We start from the raw sequence: 14781 nt of genomic DNA, 5'->3' as shown, positions 1-14781 counted from the left end.
GCTACGTTCTGCTTCCTGAAATACTAATTCCGCCTTGTGGAAACGTACAGAGTGGGGCGCGCCGGGCGCAGAGTGGAGAAGGGGGCCCTTGACGGCGCGGGAGCGGGAGTGAAGACTCTTTCAACAGAACGTTGAATTCCGCCACGCGGAAGTGGACAGCGGCAGAGAGAGGGGTCCGGGTGTCCGACGTCGAACTGGTGCTGCGCTCGACACGCGTCATCACGCCGGAGGGGACGCGTGCCGCCTCGGTCGCGGTCGCCGCCGGGAAGATCACGGCCGTACGCGCGCACGACGCCGAGGTGCCGCCGGGCGCCCGGCTGGAGGACTTCGGCGACGACGTCCTGCTGCCCGGCCTCGTCGACACCCACGTGCACGTCAACGACCCCGGCCGCACGGAGTGGGAGGGTTTCTGGACCGCGACGCGCGCCGCGGCCGCCGGCGGCATCACCACCCTCGTCGACATGCCGCTCAACTCCCTCCCGCCGACCACCACGGCCGGCAACCTGCGCACCAAGCAGGACGTCGCCCGCCCCAAGGCGCACATCGACGTCGGTTTCTGGGGCGGTGCCCTGCCCGACAACGTCAAGGACCTGCGGCCCCTGCACGACGCGGGCGTCTTCGGCTTCAAGGCGTTCCTCTCGCCCTCCGGCGTGGACGAGTTCCCGGAGCTCGACCAGGAACAGCTCGCCCAGTCCCTCGCGGAGATCGCCGGCTTCGGCGGGCTCCTCATCGTGCACGCCGAGGATCCGCACCACCTCGCCGCGGCCCCGCAGAAGGGCGGCCGCAAGTACGCCGACTTCCTCGCCTCGCGCCCCCGGGACGCCGAGGACACCGCCATCGGGAACCTCATCGCGCAGGCGAAGCGGCTCGACGCGCGCGTGCACGTGCTGCACCTCTCGTCCAGCGACGCCCTGCCGCTGATCGCCGCGGCGAAGGCCGAGGGGGTGCGGATCACCGTGGAGACCTGCCCGCACTACCTCACCCTCACCGCCGAGGAAGTCCCGGACGGGGCCAGCGAGTTCAAGTGCTGCCCGCCGATCCGCGAGGCCGCCAACCAGGACCTGCTGTGGCAGGCGCTCGCCGACGGCACCATCGACTGCGTGGTCACCGACCACTCGCCCTCCACGGCCGACCTCAAGACCGACGACTTCGCCACCGCGTGGGGCGGCATCTCGGGCCTCCAGCTGAGCCTGCCCGCGGTGTGGACGGCGGCCCGCACCCGCGGCCACGGGCTGGAGGACGTCGTCCGCTGGATGTCGACCCGCACGGCGCGGCTCGCCGGACTGAGCCAGAAGGGCGCCATCGAGGCGGGCCGCGACGCCGACTTCGCCGTCCTCGCCCCGGACGAGACGTTCACCGTGGACCCCGCCCGGCTCCAGCATCGCAACCGGGTCACCGCGTACGCGGGCAGGACCCTCAGCGGCGTAGTCAAGTCCACCTGGCTGCGCGGCGAACGCATCGTGGCCGACGGCCGCTTCACCGAGCCGGTCGGGCAGCTCCTCGCCCGGCACCCCTGACCGACTCCGCGCGCCCGCACCCGCAGCGGCCGACTCCCGACCCGAAAGGCAGACCTGATCATCGTGACGGCGATTACCGGCTTCACCGGCGACGCGAACCCCTACGGAGGCGGCGACCCGTACGCGGACTACCGCACCGCCGACCTCCCCTTCACCCAGTACGCCGACCTCGCCGACCGCCGGCTGGGCGCCGGTGTCATCGCCGCCAACGACGAGTTCTTCGCGGAGCGCGAGAACCTGCTGGTGCCGGGACCCGCCGAGTTCGACCCCGAGCACTTCGGGCACAAGGGCAAGATCATGGACGGCTGGGAGACCCGCCGCAGGCGCGGCGCCTCGGCCGGGCACCCGTGGCCGACCGCCGATGACCACGACTGGGCCCTCGTCCGCCTGGGCGCCCCCGGTGTCGTACGCGGCATCGTCGTCGACACCGCCCACTTCCGCGGCAACTACCCCCAGGCGGTCTCGGTGGAGGGCACCTCGGTCCCCGGTTCCCCGTCCCCCGGGGAACTCCTGGGCGACGACGTGAAGTGGACGACGCTCGTCCCCCGCACGCCGGTCGGCGGCCACGCGGCCAACGGCTTCGCGGTCTCCGTGGAACAGCGCTTCACCCACCTGCGGGTCAACCAGCACCCCGACGGCGGCATCGCCCGCCTGCGGGTGTACGGCGAGGTCGTGCCGGACCCCGCGTGGCTGTCCGTACTGGGCGCGTTCGACGTCGTCGCCCTGGAGAACGGCGGCCAGGTCGAGGACGCGTCCGACCGCTTCTACTCGCCCGCCGGCAACACCATCCAGCCGGGCCGCTCCCGCAAGATGGACGACGGCTGGGAGACCCGCAGGCGCCGCGACGACGGCAACGACTGGATCCGCTACCGGCTGGCCGCGCAGGCGGAGATCCGCGCCATCGAGATCGACACGGCGTACCTGAAGGGCAACTCCGCGGGCTGGGCCTCGGTCTCCGTGAAGAACGACCCCGACGACCCCGACGGCCCTGGCGACGCGGACGGCTCGGGCGAGTGGACGGAGATCCTCCCGCGCACCCGCCTACAGCCCGACACGAACCACCGCTTCGTCCTCGACGGGCCGGCCGTCGCCACTCACGCGCGCGTGGACATCTTTCCCGACGGCGGCATCTCCCGGCTGCGGCTCTTCGGCTCCCTCACGGAGAAGGGCACCACCGGCCTCACGACCCGCCACCAGGAACTGGGCGGCTGACCGCGGCGTTCCGGCCCTCCGGCACGCGAGGGCGGAACCCCGGACCGGGAGGGGCATGGGCGCGGGGCGATTCCCTGCTTGAGCCGGCCCTGGCCACCGGCCCGAAGCCACGCCGGGCGGCCCGCCTGGAGCGGGGCCGAGCGGCACGCTCAGGCCGGACCCGGCGTCGCTCCCCGGGGGTGGGCTGCGCCAAGTGGCAAGCCCCGGCCAGACTCGGCGCGCCCCCCCGTGGGGGCCGGCCGGGCTGATTGGCACGCCCGGAGCGGGGCCGAGTGCACGCCCGGAGGGGACGCGCGGCAGGCTCCGGCCGGGCCCGGCGCGGCCCCCGGTGGTCCATAGAGCCGAGCTGCACCCCCGGCCAGATTGAAGCGGCCCCGCCCCAGGGGCCGGGCGGGCCGAGTAACACGCCCGCGGCCGGGCCCGGCGCCGCCCCCGACGGTCGGCCGAGCCGAGTGGCACGCCCACAGGGCCGAGCGGCACGCCCCGACCGGACCCGGGCGCGGCCTCCCGGGGGTTGGCCGACCGAGCGGCACACCCGAAGCCGGGCCGAGCGGCACGCCTCCGGCCGGACCCGGCGCGGCCCGGTCAAACCCGAGCGGCACGCCCCCAGGCTGGATCGAGCGGCCCCCCGGGGTCGGCCTACGCGGCGTGTCCCCCGTCCACCGAGAACTCTGCGCCCGTGACGAAGGCGGCCTCGGCCCCGGCGAGGAACGCCACCATCGCCGCCACCTCACCGGCGGAGCCGAACCGTCCCAGCGCGGTCATCGCCACCTGCCCCGCCGCGATGGGCCCGTCCGCCGGGTTCATGTCGGTGTCGACCGGCCCCGGATGGACGATGTTCGCGGTGACACCCCGCTCGCCCAGCTCCCGGGCGAGCGCCTTCGTCAGTCCGACCAGCGCCGACTTGCTCATCGTGTAGAGCGTGCCGCCCGGCCCGGGCACCCGCTGCGTCATGCACGTGCCGACGGTGATGATCCGCCCGCCGCGCTCCATGCGCGCGGCCGCGGCCCGGGACGCCAGGAAGGCCGAGCGCACGTTCACGGCGAGCACCCGGTCGACGTCCGCGAGGGACAGCGAGTCGAGCGGGCCGAGCACCCCGACCCCCGCGTTGTTGACGAGCACGTCGATCCGCCCGAACGCCTCCACGGTCAGGTCCACCGCCCCGGCGGCCTCCGCCGCGTCCCCGGAGTCCGCCCGCAGGGCGAGCCCGCGGCGCCCGAGCGCCTCCACCTCCCGTACGACGGCCTCCGCCGCCTCCTTGCCCCGCACATAGGTGATCGCCACGTCCGCGCCCTCCCGGGCGAGCCGCACCGCCGTCGCCGCGCCGATACCGCGGCTCGCGCCGGTCACCAGGGCCACCTTGCCGCGCAGGGACTCCCGCGCGGTCGTCGTCTGTGAAGTCGTTGTCGTCATGGGTCCATCCCAGCGGGCGGGCGGGGCAGGTGCTGGCGGCGAACGGACACCGACCTGTGCGGAACTCTCACCTCCGTTTCGTGCGTTCCCTCCTCGTGACCCTTCAGCGAGAGATCGTCGGCAACGCCATGCAGATGGCGGTCGTGAACCTGACCCCCGGCCAGACCGTGTACTGCGAGGCCGGGAAGTTCCTCTTCAAGACCACGAACGTGACCATGGAGACCCGTCTCTCCGGCCCCTCGGGCGGCGGTGGCGCCCAGCAGCCCGGATCGGGCGGCGGCATGGGCGGCATGCTGCGCCAGGCCATGGGGACCGCCATGCAGGCCGGCCAGCGCGCACTGGCCGGCGAATCGCTGGCGTTCCAGTACTTCACCTCGACCGGCGGCGAGGGCACCGTCGGCTTCGCGGGCGTGCTGCCGGGCGAGATGCGCGCCCTGGAGCTGGACGGCACGCGCGCGTGGTTCGCCGAGAAGGACGCCTTCGTGGCCGCCGAGTCGACCGTGGACTTCGGGATCGCCTTCCAGGGCGGCCGGACGGGGCGCAGCGGCGGCGAGGGCTTCGTCCTGGAGAAGTTCACCGGCCGGGGGACGGTGATCATCGCCGGTGCCGGCAACTTCATCGACCTGAACCCCGCCGATTTCGGCGGCCGCATCGAGGTCGACACCGGCTGCGTCGTCGCCTTCGAGGAGGGCATCCAGTACGGCGTCCAGCGCATCGGCGGGCTCAACCGGCAGGGGCTGATGAACGCCGTCTTCGGCGGTGAGGGACTCTCGCTCGCCACCCTGGAGGGCAACGGCAGCGTCATCCTCCAGTCCCTCACCATCGAGAGCCTCGCCAACGCGCTGAAGAAGGCGCAGGGCGGCGACAAGCAGGGCCCGACGGGAGGGGTGTTCTCGCCGAACGCGGGCTGAGCGCCCGCCCAGGCCGGCCGCCGTGCCGCGGCCGACCGATGAGTTGCGGGCGCCGGGCCGCCCGGCGTACGGCAGCTACTGACTCTCGGCGGCCGCGAACAGGGCGAACGAGAGGACGAGCAGCGCGACGCTCGCATAGATCTCGTACCCGTCGAGGAGACCGAACCGCTGCACGAGGCCCCAGCCGTGCAGGAAGCCGGTGACCTCCTGCACCAGGCCGATGGAGCCCTGCACCAGGGCGACGAAGCCGAGAACCTCCAGTATCTGTTTCACCCCCGAATCCTCGCCCCGCGGACCCCTCGCCTTCATCGGCCGCGGGGCGGGGTGCGGGCGACGGAAGGCGGGACCCGCGCCGGACGTGCGCGACCGAAGCATGGCCGCGCCCGGCGGAAACGCGCCGAAGGTCGCAGCCCCGGCGACTTTGGTGGGCGATCACGCCCGCGACCGGGTGCGGGCACCCGCCCGTGCGTAGATTTGTCGGCCGTGAGTGAGAGAGATCCGGCGTCCGTGTCGCAGGGGACCCCGGAGCGGATGGTGCCGGCCCCACGCCCCCTGCCGGGCCCGCGGTGGCTGCTGCCGTCCGCCCTGACCGCCGAACTGGAAGCCGGCCGCACCGGACGGTCCGGACGTCCGCGCCGTACGGTGCGCGACTGGCTCGTCGACTTCGGATGCTTCCTGCTGGCCGTGGGCATCGGGCTGCTGGCCGCGGACACGGTGACCGGCGACCCCAACACCCCGCACGGCGTCGCCGTCGCCGACCAGTGGCTCGGGGCGCTGGCCTGCGCGGCGGTCTGGCTGCGCCGCCGGTGGCCCCTCGGGCTCGCCGTGGCGATGATCCCCGTGGGACTGTTCTCCAACACCGCGGGCGGCGCGGGCATGGTCGCCCTCTTCACCCTCGCGGTGCACCGCCCGTTCACGTACGTGGGCTGGGTCGGCGGGGCGTCACTGGCCCTCATCCCGTTCTTCTTCTGGCTGCGCCCCGATCCCGACCTGCCCTACGCCGCCGCGGTCGCCCTCACCGTGCTCGTGACCGTCTCGGTGGTCGGCTGGGGCATGTTCGTACGGTCCAAGCGGCAGCTCCTGCTCAGTCTGCGGGACCGGGCACGGCGGGCGGAGACCGAGGCGGAGCTGCGGGCCGAGCAGGCGCAGCGGCTCGCCCGGGAGTCCATCGCGCGCGAGATGCACGACGTGCTCGCCCACCGGCTGACGCTGCTCAGCGTGCACGCGGGAGCCCTGGAGTTCCGGCCGGACGCCCCGCGGGAGGAGGTCGCGCGGGCCGCCGGGGTGATCCGGGAGAGCGCGCACGAGGCGCTCCAGGACCTGCGGGAGATCATCGGAGTCCTGCGGGCGAGCGAGGGCGGTGACGCCTCCGGGCGTCCGCAGCCGACGCTCGCCGCGCTGGACGCCCTGGTGGCCGAGTCGCGCGACGCCGGTATGAGGGTCGTCCTCGACCACCGCGTCACCGACCCGGCGGGCGTCCCCGCATCCATCGGGCGCACCGCCTACCGCATCGCCCAGGAGGGGCTGACGAACGCCCGCAAGCACGCCCCCGGCGCGGAGGTCACGGTGTCCGTCGCCGGCGCTCCGGGCGACGGGCTCACCGTCTCCGTACGCAACCCCGCGCCCCCGGGGGCCGTCCCGCCCGTCCCCGGTTCCGGACAGGGGCTCATCGGCCTGACCGAGCGGGCGACGCTGGCGGGCGGCCGCCTCGAACACGGCGCCGCGGGGGGCGGTGCGTTCGAGGTCCGCGCCTGGCTGCCCTGGAGCTGACCACGCCCCGCCCGGCGGTCCTGCGGGGGCGCGCGCAGTGTTTCCGGGGCGCGTGCCGGACCAAGGTACGCAACCTCATGTCCTGGCGCCCGTGAGGCAGTTGACTTGGTCCCCACAGCAAGCACATGCGCAACGGGAGGGGCCACAGCGTGACTTTCGGGGGAAACAATCCGTACCAGCCGCCACCGGGGCCGTACCAGCCACCACCGGGGCCGGGACCGTACCCGCCGCCGCAGGGAGGGTGGCCCCCGCACCCGGGGCCGTACGTCCCGCAACAGGCCGGATGGCCACCCCCTCCCGGACCGTACCCGCCGTACCTCCCGCCGCGGCCGCCCCTGACCGCATGGCAGCGGCTGCGTGAGGACGAGTGGCCCCCGCTGCGGGAGCTGGTCGCCGGCAGGATCAGCGGCTGCGCGTGGTCGCTGCTGCTGATCCCGTGCACCTGGGCCGTGTTCCTGCCCGTGGTGCTGGGCTACCCGGTGGCCCGTTCGGCCCGTCGCAGCGCCCGGCGGATCTTCCCCTCGCGCGGTCACCGCCGCATCGAGGACGCCGACATCATGCGGGTGCAGAAGACCCGTGCCTGGCTCGCCACTCTCATGTCCGTGGTCATCCTCGTCGCGTACGGCAAGCCGGAGGACATGGCCAAGGTGCAGCAGCAGTTCATGCTCCGGCTGCTCGTCACCCCCTGGCTGCTGCTGCTGAGTACGCCCGTCGTCGTGGCGGTGCTCTTCCGCTGGGCCTCACCGGCCGCGAAGCGGAGCATGCGGGTGCGGCTGCGGGCCGCGGGAGAGTCGGCGGCCTGGTACATCGCGGCCTTCACCGCGGTGCCCATGGTCAGCGTGGTGGCGTACGGCATCCAGCAGGTCGCCGGACCCGACGCGGCCGGCTGGACCATGATCGTGCTGATGGTGCCGATGCTCTGGGTGCTGCTCTTCGTCGTCTTCGCCACCGGACCCGCGGTGCGGAGCGCCTTCAACACGGCGGCCGTGCACGCCGCGCTGCCCGCCCTGCTGACCGGCGTCCTGGTGTGGGAGTTCGCCGTCATCGGGCTGATCATGGGAGGACTGCCGCCCGGCCCGCCCCTGATCAAGGTCTGCTCCCTCCTCGGCGGACCGGCGTCCGTGACGGCCGTGGTCTGGTGGGAGATCGACCGGCTGCGCACCCGCTACGGTGTCGCCCTGCGCGGCTGAGACGACGAGGCGGCCGGGTGGCTTCGAGGCATCGGGCCGAACCGGTGCGGTCGGGCGCGGCGGCCTCACTACGGTAGGGCCATGACTGCCATCCGACTGCTCCTCGTCGACGACGATCCCCTGGTACGGGCCGGCCTGTCCTTCATGATGGGCGGCGCCGACGACATCGAGATCGTCGGTGAGGCCGCCGACGGCAGCGAGGCCGCCGCGCTCGTCGACCGCACCCGGCCCGACGTCGTCCTCATGGACATCCGGATGCCGACGGTGGACGGGCTCGCCGCCACCGAGCAGCTCCGAGGCCGCAAGGACGCACCCCAGGTGATCGTCCTGACCACCTTCCACGCCGACGACCAGGTGCTGCGGGCGCTGCGTGCGGGCGCGGCCGGGTTCGTCCTCAAGGACACCCCGCCCGCGGAGATCCTCCAGGCGGTACGACGGGTCGCGGCGGGCGACCCGGTGCTCTCGCCCGCCGTCACCCGCCAGTTGATGGAACACGCGGCCGGAGCGCCCGCCGACACCCGCAGGCTGGCCGCCCGCCCCCGGATCGCCGCCCTCAACGACCGCGAGCGCGAGGTGGCCGTCGCGGTCGGCAGGGGCGGCTCGAACGCCGAGATCGCCGCGGAGCTGTTCATGAGCGTCGCGACGGTCAAGACGCACGTCTCCCGCATCCTCGCCAAGCTCGGTCTCAACAACCGCGTCCAGATAGCCCTGTTGACGTACGACGCAGGCCTTCTCGAAGAGGACACGCCCTAGCCGCCCCTAGCTGCCGTCCCGCCCGCCCGGGATCTCCGCCAGGCGTACCGGGCGGTGTTCGAGGCGGGACAGTTCGCAGGCCTCCGCGATGCGCAGGGCGTGCAGGGCCTCGCGGCCGTCGCACGGGTTGGCGCGCTCACCGCGCACCACCTCGACGAAGGCGGTGAGTTCGGCCTCGTACGCGGGCCCGAAGCGCTCCAGGAAGCCGGTCCACGGCTTGTCCGCGGCCGGCGGCCCGGCCGGCTCGGTGGAGGCGATCGGCGTACGGTCGTCGAGGCCGACGCCGATCTGGTCCAGCTCGCCCGCCAGCTCCATGCGGACGTCGTAGCCGGCGCCGTTCAGCCGGGTCGCCGTCGCGGTGGCGAGCGTGCCGTCGTCCAGGGTGAGGACGGCCGCCGCCGTGTCGATGTCGTGCGCCTCGCGGAACATCGCGGGCCCCGCGTCGGACCCGGTCGCGTACACCTCGCTCACCTCGCGGCCGGTCACCCACCGCACGATGTCGAAGTCGTGGACCAGGCAGTCCCGGTAGAGCCCGCCGGAGAGCGGGAGGTACGCGGCCGGGGGCGGCGACTGGTCCGACGTCATCGCCCGGATCGTGTGCAGCCGCCCGAGCCGGCCGGCGCGCACCGCCTCGCGTGCGGCCGCGTAGCCCGCGTCGAAGCGCCGCTGGAAACCCAGCTGGAGGACCGTCCCGGCCGCGTCGACCTCGGCGAGCGCGGCCAGCGTGCCCGGCAGATCGAGGGCGATGGGCTTCTCGCAGAACACCGGCAGTCCGGAGCGTGCCGCCCGGCCGATCAGTTCGGCGTGGGCCGAGGTCGCCGCCGTGATCACCACGGCGTCCACCCCCCAGGTGAAGATCTCGTCCGTGCTGGGAGCCACCGTCGCACCGAGCCGGTCGGCGAGTGCGTGCGCCCGCGCGGGATCCGCGTCCGTGACGATGAGGGAGCCGACCTCGCGATGGCGGGTGAGAGCGGTCGCGTGGAATGTGCCGATACGACCCGTTCCGATAAGTCCGATGCGCATGGGAACAAACTGAAGGCGCACCCGGCGCCCTGTCAATGGTTTGTCCTGACAATCGAACTTCACAACTTCCCGTCATCTTCTCCCGGAGCTACGCTCGGGCCGTGCCGAAACCAGATGTGGATCCGACCGTGTCGCTCCAGCTCAGCGTCGACCGCAGCAGTCCGGTCCCGCTGTACTTCCAGCTGTCCCAGCAGCTCGAGGCCGCGATCGAGCACGGAACCCTGACCCCGGGCAGCCTCCTCGGCAACGAGATCGAACTCGCCGGACGGCTTGGCCTGTCCCGGCCCACGGTCCGGCAGGCCATCCAGTCCCTCGTCGACAAGGGCCTGCTGGTGCGCCGCCGCGGCGTCGGCACCCAGGTCGTGCACAGCCAGGTCAAGCGTCCCCTGGAACTCAGCAGTCTGTACGACGACCTGGAGGCGGCGGGGCAGCGGCCGGCCACCCAAGTCCTGCACAACGTCGTCGAGCCGGCGTCCGCCGAGGTCGCCGCCGCACTCGGTGTCGCCGAGGACAGCGACGTGCACCGCGTGGAACGGCTCCGGCTCGCGCACGGCGAGCCGATGGCGTACCTGTGCAACCACCTGCCCCCGGGGCTGCTCCCGCTGGACAGCGAACGGCTGGAGGCCACCGGCCTGTACCGGCTGATGCGTGCCGCGGGCATCACCCTGCACAGCGCCCGCCAGACCGTCGGCGCCCGCGCCGCCACCGCCGAGGAGGGCGAACGGCTCGGCGAGCCCGCGGGTGCGCCCCTGCTCACCATGCAGCGCACCACTTTCGACGACACCGGCCGGGCGGTCGAGTTCGGCTCGCACACCTACCGCGCCTCGCGCTACTCCTTCGAGTTCCAGCTCCTCGTACGGCCCTGAAGTGCCTCGGGAGCGTCGCGGGGCGCGCCCCGGGCGCCGGTGAATCTCAATCGTAAGAATGTTCAGACAAAGCCATTGACGGGTGTGCGGACCCGGAGCTAGAACTCCCCTCAGCCGCAACGGGGCGGCGCGAGAGAGGGTGGTCCCACCATGCGTACAGCACGCACAGCCGCAGCGGTGATAGCCGCGATCGCGCTCGCCGCAGGATGCAGCAGCTCCGGCGGCAAGGACTCCGAGGACTCCGGTGACGGCGGCGCGGGCGGCGGCAAGGCCGTCAGCACACCCCGCCTGAAGATCGCCATGGTGACCCACGCGGGCGCCGGTGACACCTTCTGGGACATCGTGCAGAGCGGCGCCGAGCAGGCGGCGGCCAAGGACAACGTGCAGTTCCTGTACTCCAACGACAAGGAGGCCAAGGGACAGGCCGAGCTCGTCCAGTCCGCGATCGACAAGAAGGTCGACGGCGTCGTCGTCTCGCTCGCCAAGCCCGAGGCCATGAAGGACGTCCTCGCCAAGGCCGCGAAGGCGGGCATCCCGGTCGTCACGATCAACTCCGGGTCCGAGTTCTCGAAGCAGTTCGGGGCGCTCTCGCACATCGGCCAGGACGAGTCCGTGGCCGGCGAGGCGGTCGGCGACGAGCTCAGGGGGCGGGGCCTGAAAAAGGCGCTGTGCGTCATCCACGAACAGGGCAACGTCTCCCTGGAGCAGCGCTGCGCCGGTGTCAAGAAGACCTTCGGCGGCCCGGTGGAGAACCTCAACGTCGAGGGCACCGACGCGCCCTCCGCCCAGTCCGCGATCGAGGCGAAGCTCCAGGCGTCCAAGGACATCGACGCCGTCGTCACGCTCGGCGCCCCGATCGCCGCGGTCGCCGTCCAGGCCAAGGAGGGCGCGGGCAGCAAGGCGGAGATCGACACCTTCGACCTGAACGCCGAGGTCGTCAAGCGGCTCAAGGCCAAGGAGGTCGGCTTCGCCGTCGACCAGCAGCCCTACCTCCAGGGCTACCTCGCCGTCGACGAGCTGTGGCTGCACGCGTACAACGCCAACGCCCTCGGCGGCGGCAAGCCCGTCCTCACCGGCCCGCAGATCATCACCGAGAAGGACGTGCCGGCACTCGAGAAGTACACAGCGCGCGGTACCCGATGAACACGTGCAGGCTCCCTGTGTTCGATACTTGGGCGGACCAAGTAGCAGAGCAAGAAGGGCACGGCCTCGTGGCACGGACTCGGACATGGGTATCCATCGCGCTGGCAGGGGCGCTCGGCGTGTCCCTCGCGGGCTGCAGCAGCACCGGCGGCAAGCGCGCCGAGGACGCCCGCAAGGCCGCGTCCGCCCAGGGGAAGGCGGCCGTGGACACGCCCCGCTGGACCTTCGCCATGGTCACCCACTCGGGTGATGGCGACACGTTCTGGGACATCGTCCAGAGCGGCGCGGAGCAGGCCGCCGTCAAGGACAACATCAACTTCCTGTACTCGCACAACGCCGAGGCCCAGCAGCAGGCGCAGCTGGTGGACGCGGCCGTCGACAAGAAGGTCGACGGCATCATCGTCTCGCTCGCCAAGCCCGACGCGATGAAGGCCGCCCTGGCCCGCGCCGGGAAGGCCGGCATCCCGGTGATCACCGTGAACTCCGGCTCCGAGCAGTCCAAGGCGTTCGGCGCGCTCACCCACGTCGGCCAGGACGAGACCATCGCAGGCGAGGCCGTCGGCGACGAGCTCGACGAGCGCGACCGCAAGAAGGCCCTGTGCATCCTGCACGAACAGGGCAACGTCGGTCACGAGCAGCGCTGCGCCGGCGTCAGGAAGACCTTCGACGGCGACGTGCAGAACCTGTACGTCCAGGGCACCGACATGTCCGCCGTGCAGTCCTCCATCGGCGCCAAGCTCCAGGCCGACAAGTCCATCGACACCATCGTCACGCTCGGCGCCCCCTACGCGGACACGGCCGTGAAAGCCAAGAAGGACGCGGGCAGCAAGGCCGAGGTCGACACCTTCGACCTGAACGCCAAGGTGGCCGCGGAACTCAAGGACGGCACGCTCGGCTTCGCCGTCGACCAGCAGCCCTACCTCCAGGGGTACCAGGCGGTGGACCTGCTGTGGCTGTACAAGTACAACGCCGACGTCCTCGGTGGCGGCAAGCCGGTCCTCACCGGCCCGCAGATCATCACCAAGGACCAGGCCGGCGCGCTCGAGGAGTTCACGAAGCGGGGGACGCGATGACCGCGACAGCACCGGCACCGGCGCCGGAGACCGACGCCGACGAACGGCTCGTCAAGACCTCGCCGCTGCGCAGGCTCCTCGGCCGTCCCGAGCTCGGCTCGGTGGTCGGCGCCGTCGCCGTCTTCGTCTTCTTCTCCGTCGTCGCGGACAGCTTCCTGCGGGCCTCCAGCCTCAGCACGGTCCTGTACGCGGCCTCGACGATCGGCATCATGGCGGTCCCCGTCGCACTGCTGATGATCGGCGGCGAGTTCGACCTGTCGGCCGGCGTCATGGTGACGTCGGCCGCGCTGATCTCCTCGATGTTCAGCTACCAGATGACCACGAACGTCTGGGTCGGCGTGCTGGTCTCCCTGGTGGTGACCCTCGCGATCGGCGCGTTCAACGGCTTCATGCTGACCCGCACCGAACTCCCGAGCTTCATCATCACGCTCGGCACCTTCCTGATGCTGACCGGCATGAACCTCGGTCTCACCAAGTTCATCAGCGGCACGGTCTCCACCAAGTCGATCTCCGACATGGAGGGGTTCTCGTCCGCCAAGGACGTCTTCGCCTCCGTGGTCACCATCGGCGGCGTCGACTACAAGATCACCATCCTGTGGTGGTTCGCCCTGGTCGCCGTCGCCTCCTGGATCCTGCTGCGCACCCGCGTCGGCAACTGGATCTTCGCGGTCGGCGGCAACAAGGACGCGGCCCGCGCGGTCGGCGTCCCGGTCGACCGGACCAAGATCGGCCTCTACATGGGCGTCGCCTTCGCCGCCTGGATCTCCGGACAGCACCTGCTCTTCTCCTTCGACGTGGTGCAGTCCGGCGAGGGCGTCGGCAAGGAACTGATCTACATCATCGCGGCCGTCATCGGCGGCTGCCTGATCACCGGCGGCTACGGCTCGGCGGTGGGCTCGGCGGTCGGCGCGTTCATCTTCGGCATGACCGACAAGGGCATCGTCTTCGCCGAGTGGAACCCCGACTGGTTCAAGTTCTTCCTCGGAGCGATGCTGCTCCTCGCGACCCTGCTCAACGCCTGGGTCCGCAAGCGCGCGGAGGCCACGAAGTGACGGACAGGACGGCGGCCGGGGAACGTACGGCGCTCGTGGAGCTGACCGACGTCAGCAAGTACTACGGGAACATCCGCGCCATCGAGGGAGTGTCCCTCGAGGTCCACGCCGGCGAGATCTCCTGCGTGCTCGGCGACAACGGCGCGGGCAAGTCGACCCTCATCAAGATCATCGCGGGACTGCACCAGCACGACTCCGGGACCTTCCGCATCGAGGGCGCCGACACCCGGCTGTCCTCCCCGCGCGAAGCCCTGGACCTCGGCATCGCCACGGTCTACCAGGACCTCGCCGTCGTCCCGCTGATGCCGGTGTGGCGGAACTTCTTCCTCGGCTCCGAGCCGACGAAGGGCGCCGGCCCCTTCAAGCGCCTGGACGTCGAGTTCATGCGCAGGACCACCCGCGCGGAACTCCTGCGCATGGGCATCGACCTGCGCGACGTCGACCAGCCCATCGGCACCCTGTCGGGCGGCGAGCGCCAGTGCGTGGCGATCGCCCGCGCCGTCTACTTCGGCGCCAAGGTCCTCGTCCTGGACGAGCCCACCGCCGCCCTCGGCGTCAAGCAGTCCGGTGTGGTCCTCAAATATGTGGCCGCGGCACGGGACGCCGGACTGGGTGTTGTGTTGATCACCCACAATCCGCACCACGCCTACCTCGTGGGCGACCGCTTCGTGCTCCTCAAGCGCGGCGCCATGTTCGGCAGCCACACCAGGGACGAGATCACCCTCGACGAGCTGACCCGGCAGATGGCGGGCGGCAGCGAGCTGGACGATCTCCGGCACGAACTGGAGCGCGCGCCCGTCCCGACCCACCTCGGCGGACACTCCCGGGACGACGTCCCCGAGGGGTGACGGGCGCTTG

General features: G+C 72.1%; 14 protein-coding genes. 11 read left to right on the top strand and 3 right to left on the bottom strand.

Going from position 1 to position 14781, the window contains the following annotated elements; genetic code table 11:
- The first annotated feature begins 179 nt into the window (after positions 1-179).
- Together allB and alc are read left to right on the top strand one after the other, a co-directional pair.
- Positions 180-1517, top strand: a complete 1338-nt coding sequence (gene allB / locus AC0ZLC_RS00510) for an allantoinase AllB (protein WP_476749814.1) — start codon at positions 180-182, stop codon at positions 1515-1517.
- A 63-nt stretch (positions 1518-1580) separates the two neighbouring features.
- A complete protein-coding gene (gene alc, locus AC0ZLC_RS00505; RefSeq protein WP_476749813.1) occupies positions 1581-2729 on the top strand; it encodes an allantoicase in 1149 nt (382 codons plus the stop codon).
- 639 nt (positions 2730-3368) lie between these two features.
- Here the strand turns inward: alc and AC0ZLC_RS00500 are convergent.
- Positions 3369-4142: an SDR family oxidoreductase gene (locus tag AC0ZLC_RS00500; RefSeq protein ID WP_476749812.1), complete on the bottom strand. Its 774-nt coding sequence runs from the start codon at positions 4140-4142 to the stop codon at positions 3369-3371.
- Positions 4143-4237: 95 nt separating this feature from the next.
- Here AC0ZLC_RS00500 and AC0ZLC_RS00495 point away from each other — a divergent pair, with 95 nt between their 5' ends.
- Entirely contained in the window at positions 4238-5053 is an 816-nt protein-coding gene (locus AC0ZLC_RS00495) for an AIM24 family protein (RefSeq protein ID WP_476750203.1), read from the top strand.
- Positions 5054-5128: 75 nt separating this feature from the next.
- On the opposite strand, the gene AC0ZLC_RS00490 is transcribed toward AC0ZLC_RS00495, so the two are convergent.
- Positions 5129-5326: a hypothetical protein gene (locus AC0ZLC_RS00490; RefSeq protein ID WP_476749811.1), complete on the bottom strand. Its 198-nt coding sequence runs from the start codon at positions 5324-5326 to the stop codon at positions 5129-5131.
- A 258-nt stretch (positions 5327-5584) separates the two neighbouring features.
- Here AC0ZLC_RS00490 and AC0ZLC_RS00485 point away from each other — a divergent pair, with 258 nt between their 5' ends.
- From AC0ZLC_RS00485 to AC0ZLC_RS00475, 3 genes are all read left to right on the top strand, one after another.
- Positions 5585-6823 (top strand): sensor histidine kinase, encoded by a 1239-nt coding sequence (locus AC0ZLC_RS00485; protein ID WP_476750202.1) that lies wholly within the window; start codon positions 5585-5587, stop codon positions 6821-6823.
- Between the two features lie 149 nt (positions 6824-6972).
- Complete coding sequence (locus AC0ZLC_RS00480; protein WP_476749810.1) at positions 6973-8013, top strand: hypothetical protein; 1041 nt, start codon at positions 6973-6975, stop codon at positions 8011-8013.
- Positions 8014-8094: 81 nt separating this feature from the next.
- A complete protein-coding gene (locus AC0ZLC_RS00475; RefSeq protein ID WP_476749809.1) occupies positions 8095-8766 on the top strand; it encodes a response regulator in 672 nt (223 codons plus the stop codon).
- 6 nt (positions 8767-8772) lie between these two features.
- Here AC0ZLC_RS00475 and AC0ZLC_RS00470 read toward each other — a convergent pair whose 3' ends face one another.
- The gene (locus tag AC0ZLC_RS00470) at positions 8773-9789 is read right to left on the bottom strand and encodes a Gfo/Idh/MocA family protein (protein ID WP_476749808.1); all 1017 of its coding nucleotides are present in this window, start codon (positions 9787-9789) and stop codon (positions 8773-8775) included.
- A 128-nt stretch (positions 9790-9917) separates the two neighbouring features.
- Here AC0ZLC_RS00470 and AC0ZLC_RS00465 point away from each other — a divergent pair, with 128 nt between their 5' ends.
- The 5 genes from AC0ZLC_RS00465 (at position 9918) to AC0ZLC_RS00445 (ending at position 14771) form a co-directional block, all read left to right on the top strand.
- Positions 9918-10655 (top strand): GntR family transcriptional regulator, encoded by a 738-nt coding sequence (locus tag AC0ZLC_RS00465; RefSeq protein ID WP_476750201.1) that lies wholly within the window; start codon positions 9918-9920, stop codon positions 10653-10655.
- Positions 10656-10805: 150 nt separating this feature from the next.
- Positions 10806-11798 carry a sugar ABC transporter substrate-binding protein gene (locus AC0ZLC_RS00460; protein WP_476749807.1) on the top strand — a complete coding sequence of 331 codons (993 nt, stop codon included), beginning with the start codon at positions 10806-10808 and terminating at the stop codon, positions 11796-11798.
- A 68-nt stretch (positions 11799-11866) separates the two neighbouring features.
- Positions 11867-12871, top strand: coding sequence for a sugar ABC transporter substrate-binding protein (locus AC0ZLC_RS00455; protein ID WP_476749806.1), 1005 nt, complete (start codon positions 11867-11869; stop codon positions 12869-12871).
- Positions 12868-13923, top strand: coding sequence for an ABC transporter permease (locus tag AC0ZLC_RS00450; RefSeq protein WP_476749805.1), 1056 nt, complete (start codon positions 12868-12870; stop codon positions 13921-13923). Before AC0ZLC_RS00455 ends, AC0ZLC_RS00450 begins: the two co-directional genes overlap by 4 nt.
- On the top strand, positions 13920-14771 hold the full coding sequence (locus AC0ZLC_RS00445; RefSeq protein WP_476749804.1) for an ATP-binding cassette domain-containing protein: 852 nt from the start codon (positions 13920-13922) through the stop codon (positions 14769-14771). The genes AC0ZLC_RS00450 and AC0ZLC_RS00445 overlap by 4 nt, the downstream gene beginning before the upstream one ends.
- Positions 14772-14781 lie beyond the last annotated feature (10 nt).

The sequence above is a fragment of the Streptomyces sp. GLSS-08 genome, from assembly GCF_056387915.1.
Note: the sequence above shows the minus strand (reverse complement) of the source record. Positions and strands in the feature narration are given on the sequence as shown.

Excerpts from the sequence above, each read along its gene's own strand:
- AC0ZLC_RS00500 (WP_476749812.1), bottom strand. The coding sequence starts at position 4,142 with ATGACGACAACGACTTCACAGACGACGACCGCGCGGGAGTCCCTGCGC.
- AC0ZLC_RS00485 (WP_476750202.1), top strand. The coding sequence starts at position 5,585 with ATGGTGCCGGCCCCACGCCCCCTGCCGGGCCCGCGGTGGCTGCTGCCG.
- AC0ZLC_RS00475 (WP_476749809.1), top strand. The coding sequence starts at position 8,095 with ATGACTGCCATCCGACTGCTCCTCGTCGACGACGATCCCCTGGTACGG.
- AC0ZLC_RS00470 (WP_476749808.1), bottom strand. The coding sequence starts at position 9,789 with ATGCGCATCGGACTTATCGGAACGGGTCGTATCGGCACATTCCACGCG.
- AC0ZLC_RS00460 (WP_476749807.1), top strand. The coding sequence starts at position 10,806 with ATGCGTACAGCACGCACAGCCGCAGCGGTGATAGCCGCGATCGCGCTC.
- AC0ZLC_RS00450 (WP_476749805.1), top strand. The coding sequence starts at position 12,868 with ATGACCGCGACAGCACCGGCACCGGCGCCGGAGACCGACGCCGACGAA.